Source organism: Spirobacillus cienkowskii, from assembly GCF_037081835.1.
In the GTDB taxonomy this organism is placed as follows: domain Bacteria; phylum Bdellovibrionota_B; class Oligoflexia; order Silvanigrellales; family Silvanigrellaceae; genus Silvanigrella; species Silvanigrella cienkowskii.
On the sequence record NZ_CP146516.1, the window covers coordinates 1,453,047 to 1,467,752 of the forward strand.

Sequence of the window (14,706 nt, forward strand, 5' to 3'; positions counted from 1 at the left end):
TAATTTATACATAAACAATATCTGTATTTCTTTTAAAATACCAAATATGTATGCAAAATAAGTTGTTGTTCAAATTATTGATACAAGCAGAATTTTTTAAAACTGTGAGTTTAAAAACTTATTAAAATCTTTTAATGAAGTTTGAATATTCTTACGGTTAAAATAAAATGATGGTACCCCTTTTAACCCCTCTGTCGCACTCAATTTAAATCGTAAATTTTGAATATAATGAGTGGACTCATCAGAAGACAAACACGAACTAAATAACTTTTCATCAACCTTCGCACTCTTTACCAATCTTAATATCAAATCATGAGTTTTGTTAATATTATTAATACTGTTTTCAAGAAATGACATTGGTGTCTTAAAAACGTTCTCATGAAATTTCCAATATTTATCATCTCCCTGCTCTTTTGCACAAAATGCTCCACGAGCCAACATTCCACTTAAACCACTGGGATAGAGAGGATAAAAAATACTAATAAATTTAATTTTTGAAGAATACTTATCATATATTTCTCTCAATTCATTTTCAGCAACTCTGCTTTTAGAATCTACAAAATCAAAAATATTTAAAAACACCAAATCAGAATCTTTATTACCTCTAATGGGATATCCTGAGACATCAATATTAAAAAGACTAGGTTCATTATTATTTATAAGTAATTTTATTCTATTATTTTTTATGTAGTCACGAACTTTATTATTAGAATAATCCGAAATTTTTTGATTATAAAGCTGTTGTTTTAATTGATTTTTAACTTTATCATAGTTTTGTCCAATCTTTGAATAATGTTCTTCATAATATTTTTTTACGTCCTTATCATCTATGGGCTGAACGTCGAGTAGCTCTTTCAAACTTGGATAAGTATCCAAACCAATATTTTTTCCTTGATCTTTTGCGAGCACAAGTCTTAACGCTGCTTGCGAAGCAAAATGATTTTCTGCGCTATTAATATTACTTTGAAGATTATAATATTCAACAACCGATTCTTTTGGTAAGGATAACGTTGTCCACTGTTTTCCATCAACTTCAATAATGGGTTTGCCAAAATAACTTTCATCTCTGACAGTTTTTTCGTTAGAACTTTTAAAAAACAAAATTACTACAGGAGTCACCCCTAAAAAAAAACCACTCAAAAACAATAACACGCTTTTTCTTGAAATATTTAATTTAATTTTAATCATTTTATAAAACCTCAAAATAAATTCATAAACTCATAGTAATAATTTTAATTAAAAAAAACTGCCTAGCCAAGACAAAAAAATGACAAAGTAATTATAAAATTTTATGGAAACAAATTCCTAGTCAAATCATTTTTAGAGGCATTTTTGCCAATATTAACTTTACAAATAACAACCCGAAATATAAGGGGTTTTATAAATTTTTTAGTATTAGAAAGATTGTTTAATTGTGAAAAATAATTTAAATTTATTTAAAATATTAATGTTAATACTAATTACATTGTTTTTAAATATTATTTTAATTAAAAATCCAACTTTTTCTTTTGAAAATCAATTTATATATTATACAGTAAAAAAACATGATCGACTAGAAATTGTTTTAAAAAGAAATAAACTTTTTCCTATTTATGGTAAAAATGGATCCCTAGAAAAATTTTTAATATTAAACCCTGCAAAGTCAAAGGCACGAGGAAATAGAATACACCCAGGAGAAACCATTTTACTTCCAACTAAAGAAAGTTTACAAAATTTTGTTAAAGTAACAGATCCAGAAGAAAAAAATTACGGAAATAAAAAAATAAAAATAACTAACCATACAATAATTCGTGAAGAAAAGTTTTTGTTATATAAAGTAAAAAAAGGTGACATGATTAGTATGCTTCTATATAAATACAAAGTATTTCCAATTTATAAAAAAAATGGAAGTCTTCCTAAAACTTTATTTTTAAATCCTAAAAAAATAAAAACAAAAGGAGATTTGATTTTTCCAAATGAGTATATTATCCTTCCCGTTCCTGATAATTATATTCAAGAAATAATTAATTTTCTACCAGAAAACGAAAAATCATCTATTATTGATTTAAATGACCAAAATATATTTGATAAACCTGAAAGCCAAGGAAAAGAAGAAATTATTCGTGATGCATATAAAAATATAGAAGATTACTATAATTATTTTAATTTTAAAGATGTGGATAATGAAAAAAATACCACCGTAATTAAAAAGAAAAAATTACCAATCCCTCCAGCACCAAATAATCTAATCGCTGTTTTAGAAAATAAAACTATTATTTTGTCTTGGGATCAAATTGAACAAGAAGACATTACTTATGAAATTTATCGTTCTCAAAAATCAAAAAGTGATTATGCTTTAATTCAAGATAACATTAATGAAGTAGAATTTAGCGACAGAAATATCAATTCTGGTACAATATATTATTATGTTGTTGTCGCAAAAAATTCTTCTGGAAAATCTATATATTCAAATGAAGTTGCGATACAAAGTTATGCAGAATGGCATCTACCAACATCTTTGCGCCTCTTAACAACTGTTAAGTATTTAAAAAACAGAGAATATCTCGTTGCACAAAATAGATATTCAAGTTTTCAATCGGCAGCGAGTCCAAGCATCTCACTTTATCAAATTACAAATTGGACAGATCAATTTATTACATATCTAGGCGGAGGATTATTGTATTTAATTTATTTAGAGTCTCCTATTTATGATGATCAAAATATGAGTTTTGGATTAATTCATTTAAATATGGGTCTTGAATATACAACTACTTTTGGTCTTTATTTTAAAGGAGATCTTTTTTTAAATCAAGATATTATTTATACAATGGAAGGATTCAATAGTTTAGTTGATACAAAAATTACGTCACTCAATCCAAAATTAACAATTGGTTACACGTTCTTTGAACTTGGATCTCTGCAAGCACAACTAGAAGGATCATATATTTTTACCGCTCCTCTTAATTATAAACCAATTCAACCAACCCATGGGTATGAAGCGGCTTTTAAATTAAGTCAGCAAAATTCGTCTTTTTACATTGGCAGTAAGTTATTTTATTCTCAAAGAAGTTTAAACACACCAATTGTGAAATCAACAATCACTGAATTTGGACTTACCGCTGATATTACAATTGAACTGGGTGAAAGATAGGGATCAGTGTATTTCCAATTTGAAACAATGTTTGACAAAAGAAGAATTTAAGACTTACATAATAAAAAAATATGTTTTAAGAATTAAACATATTTTTAAAAATATTTGAGATAACAACTTTCGTCCTTAAACAAGTTGCTTGACATAAAGATAAAGGAACAAAACATGATTGGTTTTCTTCGCGGAATCCTAATTGAAAAATCACCAGAAAAAATAATAATTGATACATCAGGTGTTGGATATGAAATAGAAGTTCCTGCAACCACTTTGTGTCAGCTCCCTTCTTTACAACAAGAAACTCAAATCCACATTTTAACCCATGTTCGAGAAGATTCAATTAGACTTTTTGGATTTGCAACGTCTTTTGATAAAAAAGTATTTATAGAATTGATCAACGTTTCTGGGGTTGGTCCAAAAGTTGCTCTTGCACTTTTAAGCACGACAGACGGATCAAATCTATGTGAAATTATCGTTTCTGGACAAGTTGCAAAACTCACAGCAATACCAGGAGTAGGAGTAAAAACAGCAGAAAGACTCATACTAGAATTAAAAACAAAAATGCAAAAACTTTTAGCAAGAAGAAATGAAGAACTTGATTTAAATGGCCAACTTTTTAATCAAGACACTTCTCTTTTACATGATGTTAAAATTCAAAAAATATCACAAAATGTTCATAAAAAATTGATTCAAAAACAGCTTATTGAAGACTTAAAAAGTGCGCTATCAAATTTAGGATATAAAGATAAACAATTTTCTGATGTATTGCATTCATTTGAACGTCGTATGAACGATGGAGAAACAATTACAATTGAAATTGGACTAAAAGAAGCGTTAACAAAACTTACAGAGCGTATTATTCAGCATATGAATTGAAAACTCAACAAGGTAAATTGCAAATATGGATACCAATGTACATACTAAATTTGAAACATCCGTATCACTAACAGAGATTGCCAGAGATGATACAGAACCACATATCAACCTAAGACCAAAATCTTTTGATAATTATCCTGGGCAAGAACGTATCTGTGAAAATCTTAAAATTTACACTCAAGCCGCCAAGCTCAGAGGAAAAATGTTGGATCATTGTTTGTTTCATGGTCCTCCAGGACTTGGAAAAACGACGTTGGCAGGCATTGTTGCAGAAACAATGGGGAGTCCCTTAAAAATAACGTCAGGACCCGTCATTGAACGGGCTGCAGATTTGATGGGTATTTTAGCAAGTTTAGAGCCTCATTCAATATTATTTATCGATGAAATACATAGGCTTCCAGCAAACGTGGAAGAAGTTTTATATTCCGCAATGGAAGACATGCGACTTGATATTTTAATTGGACAAGGGCCTACTGCAAGAACAGTGAAATTTGATCTTCCCCCATTTTGTGTTATCGGCGCCACCACACGAGCTGGCGCTATTTCTGCACCGTTAAGAGATCGTTTTGGGATTCAGGAACATCTTAATTACTATACCCCCGATTCCCTAGCAAAAATTTTAATGCGCAGCGCAAACATTATGAAAACAGAATTGCTCCTTGACGCTGCATCACTTTTATCAAAACGCTGTCGTGGCACACCACGAATTGCAAACCAACTGTTAAAACGAATTTTAGATTTTGCTATTGTGTCTAGCAAAAATCAAATTGACTGTGCAATTGTAAACTATGCACTTGATCGCCTAGGAATCGACCACGAAGGACTATCTCATATGGATCGAGAGTTTTTAAAAGTCATGCAAACTCGATATCAAGGAGGACCTGTCGGTCTAGAAGCGATTGCAGCAACACTCAACGAAGAAAAAACAACATTAGAAGATGTCTACGAGCCATATTTGGTATTTAAAGGTTTTATTTTAAGAACTGCGCGCGGCAGAGTTTTATCGGAGTCGGGTCATAATCATTTAAAAATTTAAAATTTTTTAAATTAACAACTGCTCTATTCATTTTTAATATACTTATCAGTAATATATTTGTATTCTTGAGTTGCCATAACTTCTTTTAAAACACTTTCAAATATAATTGATTTTGATTTATTTTTTTGAGAAAATGCAACGTATCTTGGTATTTTTTTTATTGAAGAAGGCAAAAATCTAATTTTATTTGTAAGTTTATATTTCTTAGACATGTATGTTAATGAATAAAAATCACCAATAATAAAATCAACATCTTTATTGACCAAACCCTGAACAAGTTGTGAAACATTAATATATTCTTTGCGCTTAAAGTTTTTAAATTGATCAAATTCTTGGGTATAACTATAAGTACGAATCACCCCAATTGTCATACCCCGAAAATCATTTACATGATGCCAATTGGTTATTTTTGAGTCACTTCGTACCATAAAGGTATCAAAACCATAGCGAAAAGGGCCTACCAAATGAAATAATTTTCTTCTATCTGGCGTATCAACAAATTGCCACGCAAAATCCACTTCTTCTTTTTTAAGTAAATGAAAGACCCCATCCCAAGTGTCAGTTTCAATTGTAAATTTGATATTTAATTTTTTCATTATTAATGCAACAATTTCTGTATCCATTCCAATATGATTGCCACTTTTCATAAAATTAAAAGGAGGAAAATCTCTTTCACAAGCCCCTTTCCACACTTCAGCAAAACATATTGAGTGAAAAAAAATAAATTGAGTAAAAATTATAATTATAGAATTTACCCTATCTTTTTTAACAGTCATGAAACTCCTCAAAATAAAATCAAAATACAAAAACATTTTAATTCTATTACTTTTTAACTACCTTTAAACATACTACATTTCCTAAAGAAAACCAAGAATGCAAAACATTTTGGTTTGTTGCATTCATAATTTCGTTATTTAAAATTCCAATGTATTTTAAGGGACTTATAATACGTACAATCGCCCTAAATTCATTTTCATTACAAATTGGAAGCAACCCATCAAAGTCATCTGTCACCACTGCTTCGTTAAAGGGTAAAAAAACAGTTGTTTTTTTAAACATAAGACCATCTCCCTGAGAAAAGGCAAAACGGGCTTGCATTGCAACCTGCGGATTATCGAGCACAACAATCTCTAGAGGCATAAATTGGTATACCCAAATTGAAGATAAAGAATTCAAGTGACTACCATCAATATAGTCTGTCCCCTGTGTAATAAAACGCCATTGGCCTTCATCATACACATCAAACCACAACCGAGTTTTTGGAATAAATACATAATCTCCATCTGTTGCAAGCGGAGGCACAGAAGGCAAGTGAATTTCTTTTGCAGAATGGCAGGAATTTAAAAATGACGGTAGCATTATGCAGAATATTTTTGCTAAAGCTAAATATTGATATCGTAAGCGCATAATAGCAATTGCGAAACCAGGACGAATAGCGCCCCTGTTCTCCTCCGCTTGCAATATCGGCTGAAAACAGGCTTATCTTAGTTAAGGTGAAGAAAAGAATGAGTAAAACCACAAATGCCGAACCAAGTCTCATTAGAAATTTTTGTATCATTGCACACATTGACCACGGTAAATCAACGCTTGCAGATAGACTTCTTGAATTAACTGGAGCTGTTGCAGACCGCGAAAAACAAGCACAAATTCTTGATAGCATGGACCTTGAACGTGAACGCGGAATAACAATTAAAGCTCAAACAGCAACAGTTGATTACCTTGCTAAAGACGGACAAGTTTACACTTTAAATCTTATTGATACCCCTGGTCATGTTGATTTTACATACGAAGTCAGTCGCAGTTTAACTGCATGTGAAGGCGCTTTACTTGTTGTCGATGCAACGCAAGGTGTCGAAGCACAAACTGTCGCAAACGTCTATTTAGCGAGTGATAATAACGTCGAAGTTGTTCCTGTTATCAACAAAGCCGACTTGCCAAGCGCTGATTATGAAAGAGTTTGCTTACAAATTGAAGAAGAGCTTGCCATAGATACAACCCATGCAATCAAATGCAGCGCAAAAACAGGTATGGGTGTCCCAGATATTCTTGAAGCGATTATAAAGTTTATTCCTGCACCTCATGACACTCGTAGCCAAAATCTTCGTGCGTTAATTTTTGATAGTTGGTTTGATCCCTATCAAGGTGTTGTCGTCTTGGTGCGCATTGTTGATGGCATTGTCAAAACAGGCGATCAAATTATGATGATGCACTCAGGCAAAACATTCGAAGTGCAAAAAGTAGGAATTATGTGCGTGAAAGCTTACCAACGTGAAAGCTTAAGCGCAGGAGAAGTGGGTTACATCATTGCAAACATAAAAGATGTAAAAGACTCTCGAGTTGGTGATACAATTTGTCTGGCTCAATCCAAAGTAGAACCATTGCCTGGATTTAAAAAAGCCAAGCAAATGGTATTTGCAGGTATATTTCCTGTTGAAACCAACCAATTTGAAGCACTTAAAGATGCATTGGCCAAACTGACTCTTAATGATAGTTCTTTAAGTTATGAACCCGAAACATCTGTTGCGTTGGGCTTTGGCTTTCGCTGCGGATTTCTGGGTTTATTGCACATGGAAATTATTCAAGAACGCCTAGAGCGTGAATACGGCATGAATGTTATTTTTACAGCTCCAACGTGCGTGTATTTGGTTGAAACGTCAAAAGGTGAAGAACTTCGAGTTGATAACCCAGCTAATTTGCCTCCCCCTAATTCAATTGTAAAATTTTATGAACCTGTTGTGAAAGCAACTTTCCATCTACCACAAGAATATCTTGGAACGGTTATGGGACTCTTGGTATCGAGAAGAGGAGTTCAAACGAAAATGGAATATTTAAGCCAAAATCGTGTCATGCTGCAATATGAATTGCCTTTAAACGAAATGGTTTTTGATTTTTTTGATCGAATTAAAAGTATCTCTCGTGGTTATGCAAGCATGGATTATGAATTTTTGGATTACAAAGAAAGTGATCTGGTTAAACTTGATATTTTGGTGAATGGTGATCCCCTAGATGCACTTTCTTGTATTGTGCATAGAAGTAGCGCTTATGAAAGAGGACGCCTGTTGGTGAAAAAGCTTCGTGAAGTGATTCCGCGTCAGCAATTTGAAGTGCCGTTGCAAGCTGCAGTGGGATCCAAAGTCATTGCACGCGAAACATTAAGCGCAATGCGAAAAGATGTGACAGCAAAATGTTATGGTGGGGACATTTCTCGTAAACGCAAACTTCTTGATAAACAAAAAGAAGGTAAAAAGCGCATGAAACAAGTTGGAAGTGTCGAAATTCCGCAAGAAGCATTTATGGCTATTTTAAATCTATCCGATGTCGAATAATGAGTAAAACAAATCATTATTTCCCTTTTCTTGCATTTTTAGTCACCTTTGAGTTTGCGGTATACATGTCTAATGACATGATATTACCCGCACTCATTGAGGTATTTAAAGAGTTAAATGAATCACAAAATTTAATTTCACTGTCACTTTCTGTTTATTTAATTGGCGCAGTATCACTCCAATTATTTATAGGCCCTATTTCTGATAGCATTGGAAGAAGACCGGTATTTTTTGCTGGCGGTCTTATTGTGCTGATAGGAAATTTGCTTGGAATTTTTGCGCAAAATTCTCCTGTTTTTTTTCTCGCACGCCTGTTGCAAGGAATGGGGCCATGTTTTATTAGTGTTGTAGGATATGCCTGTGTTCATGAACTCTACCGTAGCAAAGCTGCGATAAATGTGATTTCTTGGATGACCTCTATCACACTCTTTGCACCGATGATTGGCCCCTTGTTTGGCAGTTTAGTTTTTTCTTTTTTTGGTTGGCGTTATATTTTTGTCTCTACATTTTTGTTATCTTTTTTATCTTTAATTGGTATTTGGTTTACAATGCCAGAAACTTTATCTCCATATAATAGTCAAAAAATACAAATCTATAATATAATTAAAAACTATTTTAATTTATTAAAAAATAAAAATTTCATCTTTGGTACTTTAAGTTACGGATTAGCGTTTGGTGCCATCATGGTTTGGATTTCAAGCTCGCCTTTAGTACTCATGAAAATTTTTCAATTAGATATCAACCAATTTAGTATAATACAAATTCCTGTTTTTTTATCTTTTATTATTGGCACATTTTTATTACGTTTTATTACAAAATTTAAAGATCCAATTTTTTGTATCGTATTATACGCCGTCCACTAAGTTTGTTGGCAACATAGATAACCAAAAATAAATATTTATACGGAAATTGATGAATATTGAAAACAGGATATGCTGCAGTTAACATTCGTACTTTCTTTTATAAAAGGACACTGCAGCACAATGAATAATACGCCGTCCACTAAGTTTGTTGGCAACATAGATAACCAAAAATAAATATTTATACGGAAATTGATGAATATTGAAAACAGGATATGCTGCAGTTAACATTCGTACTTTCTTTTATAAAAGGACACTGCAGCACAATGAATAATGTACAACAACTTATGGATGATTTAAAGAGAATACCTCAAAATAAATTAAGTTTTAATCTTTTACGTCGATTATTTATAATTTTTTTATATTCCGTAGGATTTTCTGAAAAAAAGATTGAAACTTTATTATGCCTTTCAAGAGGACGGGCAAATTATTGGGTTTCAAACTATAAGAATAATGGTATTTATTTTTTACTTGATAAACCACGTTCTGGTCGTCCATCCTTTGTAAATAAAGAAGAAGTTGAAATTTTAAAAACTGAAATCATTCAATTAAATTCTGAATTTAATGAGGAAAAAGTTGTTCATGCTCAAATAATAAATAGTATTATAGAATCCAAAACGAAATTAAAAAAAAATTTAGTAAAAGTGGGTTATACAAGTTCCTTCAAAGAACATTAATAAGAAGAGTTGTTCCAAGAACAAAGCATATAAAAAATGATCCAGAAAAAATGGCCGAATGGATTAAAGATTTACCAAATAAAATTAATGAAATTAAAGTAAAAAATCCAGGAAAAAAAATAAACATAGATTTTCAAGATGAATCACGATTTGGACAAATGACAATAAAAGCTGGTATTTGGAGTCCTTTCCCAATCAGACCAGAATTTAAAACTCAAATGGGTTATTTAAACTCATGGATGTATGCTACTGCTAACAAAGATACGGGCAAATATTTTGGAATGATATTACCAAATTTAAATGTTGAAAACATGCAAATTTTTATCAATGAGTACTCCAAGACCGTACCTAAGAATGAGCATATTATTATTATACTAGATGGAGCTAGTGCACATAAAAGCAAAAAATTAATTTTACCCCAAAATATATCATTTATTTTTTTACCTTCATTTTCTCCAGAGTTAAATCCAATTGAAAGGTTATGGAGTTATTTTAAAAGGAATCACTTATCATTTAAAATTTATAAAGATTATGAAGATCTCGTTCAAAAATGCTCTAGTGGTTGGAATCAATTAACACAAAAAATTGTCAAGTCAATTATGAATTCAAAACCTAAGGCAAGCTTATGTTAAAAACTTAGTGGACGGCGTATAATGTACAACAACTTATGGATGATTTAAAGAGAATACCTCAAAATAAATTAAGTTTTAATCTTTTACGTCGATTATTTATAATTTTTTTATATTCCGTAGGATTTTCTGAAAAAAAGATTGAAACTTTATTATGCCTTTCAAGAGGACGGGCAAATTATTGGGTTTCAAACTATAAGAATAATGGTATTTATTTTTTACTTGATAAACCACGTTCTGGTCGTCCATCCTTTGTAAATAAAGAAGAAGTTGAAATTTTAAAAACTGAAATCATTCAATTAAATTCTGAATTTAATGAGGAAAAAGTTGTTCATGCTCAAATAATAAATAGTATTATAGAATCCAAAACGAAATTAAAAAAAAATTTAGTAAAAGTGGGTTATACAAGTTCCTTCAAAGAACATTAATAAGAAGAGTTGTTCCAAGAACAAAGCATATAAAAAATGATCCAGAAAAAATGGCCGAATGGATTAAAGATTTACCAAATAAAATTAATGAAATTAAAGTAAAAAATCCAGGAAAAAAAATAAACATAGATTTTCAAGATGAATCACGATTTGGACAAATGACAATAAAAGCTGGTATTTGGAGTCCTTTCCCAATCAGACCAGAATTTAAAACTCAAATGGGTTATTTAAACTCATGGATGTATGCTACTGCTAACAAAGATACGGGCAAATATTTTGGAATGATATTACCAAATTTAAATGTTGAAAACATGCAAATTTTTATCAATGAGTACTCCAAGACCGTACCTAAGAATGAGCATATTATTATTATACTAGATGGAGCTAGTGCACATAAAAGCAAAAAATTAATTTTACCCCAAAATATATCATTTATTTTTTTACCTTCATTTTCTCCAGAGTTAAATCCAATTGAAAGGTTATGGAGTTATTTTAAAAGGAATCACTTATCATTTAAAATTTATAAAGATTATGAAGATCTCGTTCAAAAATGCTCTAGTGGTTGGAATCAATTAACACAAAAAATTGTCAAGTCAATTATGAATTCAAAACCTAAGGCAAGCTTATGTTAAAAACTTAGTGGACGGCGTATTAGGATCTTCTATTTCGTTTGTTGGAATTTTATTTAGTACTTTTTTCACTATTGTGTATCCAAATAATTTAATACTATTGATAATTACAATTTCAATATTTAACTTTGGTTATGGGTTGTTTTCATCTCCATTCAATCGAGTCATTCTCGATTCTACAAAAATGGAAAAAGGAATTTCATCGGCGTTACTTTATTTTATTTTCTTTTCGCTTGGCGCCTTTTCTTCTGCTGGATTTTCAATAATTTACAATAATACTTTATTTTCTTTTTTATTGTATATGCTTATTTTATTTACGTTATCATTAGCAACACTCACATTTTTGAAAACAAAAGAGAACAAACTCTAAACCGTTCAATCAAAATACAAATTTTAATATAAATCACAATAAATACAAAAATTTACCTTTTTTTTCTAATTAAAATTTCAAAATTTACGATATCACTAAGCAAGGAGGTAAAATAATTTATTTTATTAATGATTTTTTTGTTTTTTTTAAACTTTAAAGGAGATGTTTTATGAAAAAAACATTTTTTAAAAAAGTTAAATGGATCTTAACTTTGGGCGTTGTTACAGCATTTTCTAGTAGTTATGCTTTAACACAAGAAGAAATTCAAAAAGGACTTAAAGAAAGTTACAATAGTTTTAAAAAACTCAACACAGGAAAAAATGCAAGCTATATTCCAGATTTAGCAAAAGTTAACCCTGCTCTGTTTGGAATTGTAATTATGACTATAGATGGCAAAATGTACCATATTGGGGATGCCGACGCTCCATTTTCTATTCAATCGATCTCTAAACCACTCGTTTATGGATTGGCTTTAAAAGACAATGGGAGAAGCGTTAATCTTAAGTTAGGGCTCAATGCCACAGGGCAAAAATTTAACTCAATTCATGCAATCGAGACCACACCTAGCCACGTTCAAAATCCTATGGTGAATGCCGGTGCAATTCAAGCAACAAGCTTTATCAAAGGAAAAACAAGTGCTGAAAAATGGGATAGAGTTCTCGGGTTTGTTCGTGATCTCAGCGACGGCAAACCTTATTTTGGTGAAGCTGTTTATCGATCAGAGACATCGACCAATAAACGAAATCAAGCCATTTCTGGGCTTCTTAACTCTTATGGTATGATGGCCAGCGATCCTAATGATGCCCTAGAGCGTTACACAAAAGCATGCTCAATTATGATTAATACAAAACAACTTGCTCTCATTGGGGCTACTCTTGCTAACAAAGGAGTTAACCCAATTACAAAGAAAAGCATACTACCAGCAGAATACGTAAATGACGTGATTGCTGAAATGGCAGTCAATGGTTTGTATGAAACAAGCGGTGAATGGTGGGTTAACGTTGGTGTTCCTTCTAAAAGTGGTGTTGGTGGGGGAATTCTTGCCGTTATCCCAAATAAATTTGCGATTGCAGTTTTTTCACCACCGCTTGATGACGCTGGGAATAGCGTAAGGGCTCAAAAAGTGATAGAATATCTTTCAAAAGCTTGGAAACTCCACTTTTTGGAATTAAAGTAGAAAGTGTATTCCTAACTACTAAAAATGGGTCGAGGTTTTTAGATGCTTAAAAAACTCAGTATTAAGAAAAAAATGGTTTATTGGAATATTCTAACAATTATCATTTTTATATTGGTACTGTTGTTTTTATGCATCGACGCCCTCGACCGTCTTATGCTAGAAAAACAAAGTAAAATTAGATCACTTACAGAAACAGCAACAACAATTGTACAAAAGTATATAAAACTTGAAAAAGACGGCGAAATGACTCGTGAAGAAGCGATGGAAGCCGCAGCAGAAAACATCGAAGCGATGAGATACGACGATGGAAATTATCTATTTATTGACGATTACGATCAACGACAAATTGTAAATCCTACCCGTCCAGAAAACAAAGGAAAACTGCAAGAAACAGCACCAGATATGCTGGCAAAGCTGCATGACATGATGGCAAAAAGCAGTCCTGGCGATTATTTTTATTACAAAGCCAAAAAACCTGGAACAGATGTATTTCTCCCAAAAGTCTCTTTTACCAAACCTATCACGGAATGGAAGTGGTATGTTGGAACTGGAATCTACATGGATGATGTGGAGGCACAAAAATATAAGTATATTATTGAGCTGTCTATAATCTGTGCATTAATTTTTGTCTTTTTATCAGTTATCTCCTCTTTATTTTCTGCGTCGATTACCGTTCCCTTAGCAAAACTCGCGGCGTCTCTTCTCAATTCTTCAAATGAAATGGAACAAAAATCAATTAACCTCACAAAAATGAGTGAAGATGTTGGCAATTCTTCAAAAGCACAAGCAGATTCTATTCAAGAAACTGCTGCGGCAATTGCCGAAGTGACAAGCATGATTGCAAGAACGTCTAAACTCACTGAGCAATCCGATCAATTGGCACACGTTATTGCCGAAGGAACCGAAAGCGGCGGGCAAGCAGTGCAAAGAATGGTCTCGTCTATGGAAGCCATTCAGGAATCAAGCCAACGGCTTTCTGATATTGAAACCATTATTAAACAAATCGAAAGCAAAACAATGGTTATCAATGAAATTGTGTCAAAAACAGAATTGCTTTCATTGAATGCCTCAATCGAAGCGGCACGAGCAGGGGAATATGGCAAAGGCTTTGCAGTGGTTGCAGAAGAAGTGGGCAATCTTGCAAACACAAGCGGTAAATCTTCTAACGAAATTAGAGAACTCCTAGAAAAAAGTCGCGTGAGCGTTCAAGATGTGATTCAGCTTACTGTGCAAAGGGTTGCAGAAGGTCAAGAAAAAACCAAAACTGTTGCAACAACTTTTGAAAAAATCACAGTTGATGTCAACAACATCAATACCCAAATGCAACAAATTACTGAAGCCACAAAAGAACAAGAAATTGGCGTCAAGCAAATTGCATCAGCAATGGCAAGAATTGACTCATCTGCAATAAATAACTTATCAAATGCAGAAAAATCTGTTAAAGCTGCCTCTGAGGTTTTAGAAATTAGTAAAGTACTTAAAGATATTTCTAAACAAACCGAAAATATAATCTTTGGTGAGTCAAATTAAGATTTTTTAAATTTAAATAAGTCTTTTTAAGGAATTTGATG

The 14,706-nt window shown here is 32.0% G+C and carries 15 protein-coding genes; 12 read left to right on the forward strand and 3 right to left on the reverse strand.

Going from position 1 to position 14,706, the window contains the following annotated elements:
• Nucleotides 1–96: 96 nt before the first annotated feature.
• Nucleotides 97–1,188, reverse strand: coding sequence for a DsbA family protein (locus tag Spiro2_RS06350; protein ID WP_338634781.1), 1,092 nt, complete (start codon nucleotides 1,186–1,188; stop codon nucleotides 97–99).
• Nucleotides 1,189–1,414: 226 nt separating this feature from the next.
• Between Spiro2_RS06350 and Spiro2_RS06355 the strand changes: the two genes are divergently transcribed.
• From Spiro2_RS06355 to ruvB, 3 genes are all read left to right on the forward strand, one after another.
• Nucleotides 1,415–3,130, forward strand: a complete 1,716-nt coding sequence (locus tag Spiro2_RS06355; RefSeq protein ID WP_338634782.1) for a hypothetical protein — start codon at nucleotides 1,415–1,417, stop codon at nucleotides 3,128–3,130.
• A gap of 165 nt (nucleotides 3,131–3,295) precedes the next feature.
• On the forward strand, nucleotides 3,296–4,003 hold the full coding sequence (gene ruvA / locus Spiro2_RS06360) for a Holliday junction branch migration protein RuvA (RefSeq protein WP_338634784.1): 708 nt from the start codon (nucleotides 3,296–3,298) through the stop codon (nucleotides 4,001–4,003).
• Between the two features lie 25 nt (nucleotides 4,004–4,028).
• Nucleotides 4,029–5,039 (forward strand): Holliday junction branch migration DNA helicase RuvB, encoded by a 1,011-nt coding sequence (gene ruvB / locus Spiro2_RS06365; RefSeq protein ID WP_338634785.1) that lies wholly within the window; start codon nucleotides 4,029–4,031, stop codon nucleotides 5,037–5,039.
• Nucleotides 5,040–5,062: 23 nt separating this feature from the next.
• Here ruvB and Spiro2_RS06370 read toward each other — a convergent pair whose 3' ends face one another.
• Both Spiro2_RS06370 and Spiro2_RS06375 read right to left on the reverse strand, forming a co-directional pair.
• Nucleotides 5,063–5,815 (reverse strand): transporter substrate-binding domain-containing protein, encoded by a 753-nt coding sequence (locus tag Spiro2_RS06370; protein ID WP_338634786.1) that lies wholly within the window; start codon nucleotides 5,813–5,815, stop codon nucleotides 5,063–5,065.
• A 46-nt stretch (nucleotides 5,816–5,861) separates the two neighbouring features.
• Complete coding sequence (locus Spiro2_RS06375) at nucleotides 5,862–6,398, reverse strand: hypothetical protein (RefSeq protein ID WP_338634787.1); 537 nt, start codon at nucleotides 6,396–6,398, stop codon at nucleotides 5,862–5,864.
• Nucleotides 6,399–6,544: 146 nt separating this feature from the next.
• Between Spiro2_RS06375 and lepA the strand changes: the two genes are divergently transcribed.
• The 9 genes from lepA to Spiro2_RS06420 all read left to right on the forward strand — a co-directional run bounded on the left by lepA (nucleotide 6,545) and on the right by Spiro2_RS06420 (nucleotide 14,665).
• Nucleotides 6,545–8,365 (forward strand): translation elongation factor 4, encoded by a 1,821-nt coding sequence (gene lepA, locus Spiro2_RS06380; RefSeq protein WP_338634788.1) that lies wholly within the window; start codon nucleotides 6,545–6,547, stop codon nucleotides 8,363–8,365.
• On the forward strand, nucleotides 8,365–9,228 hold the full coding sequence (locus Spiro2_RS06385) for an MFS transporter (RefSeq protein WP_338634790.1): 864 nt from the start codon (nucleotides 8,365–8,367) through the stop codon (nucleotides 9,226–9,228). Before lepA ends, Spiro2_RS06385 begins: the two co-directional genes overlap by 1 nt.
• Before the next feature lie 263 nt (nucleotides 9,229–9,491).
• A complete protein-coding gene (locus tag Spiro2_RS06390) occupies nucleotides 9,492–9,902 on the forward strand; it encodes a hypothetical protein (protein WP_338634792.1) in 411 nt (136 codons plus the stop codon).
• Nucleotides 9,848–10,534, forward strand: coding sequence for an IS630 family transposase (locus Spiro2_RS06395; protein ID WP_338637748.1), 687 nt, complete (start codon nucleotides 9,848–9,850; stop codon nucleotides 10,532–10,534). The genes Spiro2_RS06390 and Spiro2_RS06395 overlap by 55 nt, the downstream gene beginning before the upstream one ends.
• 35 nt (nucleotides 10,535–10,569) lie before the next feature.
• On the forward strand, nucleotides 10,570–10,959 hold the full coding sequence (locus Spiro2_RS06400) for a hypothetical protein (protein WP_338634794.1): 390 nt from the start codon (nucleotides 10,570–10,572) through the stop codon (nucleotides 10,957–10,959).
• Complete coding sequence (locus Spiro2_RS06405) at nucleotides 10,905–11,591, forward strand: IS630 family transposase (RefSeq protein WP_338637748.1); 687 nt, start codon at nucleotides 10,905–10,907, stop codon at nucleotides 11,589–11,591. Before Spiro2_RS06400 ends, Spiro2_RS06405 begins: the two co-directional genes overlap by 55 nt.
• A gap of 7 nt (nucleotides 11,592–11,598) precedes the next feature.
• Nucleotides 11,599–11,958 carry a hypothetical protein gene (locus Spiro2_RS06410; protein WP_338634798.1) on the forward strand — a complete coding sequence of 120 codons (360 nt, stop codon included), beginning with the start codon at nucleotides 11,599–11,601 and terminating at the stop codon, nucleotides 11,956–11,958.
• A 169-nt stretch (nucleotides 11,959–12,127) separates the two neighbouring features.
• On the forward strand, nucleotides 12,128–13,135 hold the full coding sequence (gene glsA / locus Spiro2_RS06415; RefSeq protein ID WP_338634801.1) for a glutaminase A: 1,008 nt from the start codon (nucleotides 12,128–12,130) through the stop codon (nucleotides 13,133–13,135).
• Nucleotides 13,136–13,177: 42 nt separating this feature from the next.
• On the forward strand, nucleotides 13,178–14,665 hold the full coding sequence (locus Spiro2_RS06420) for a methyl-accepting chemotaxis protein (protein WP_338634805.1): 1,488 nt from the start codon (nucleotides 13,178–13,180) through the stop codon (nucleotides 14,663–14,665).
• The last annotated feature ends 41 nt before the right edge of the window (nucleotides 14,666–14,706 follow it).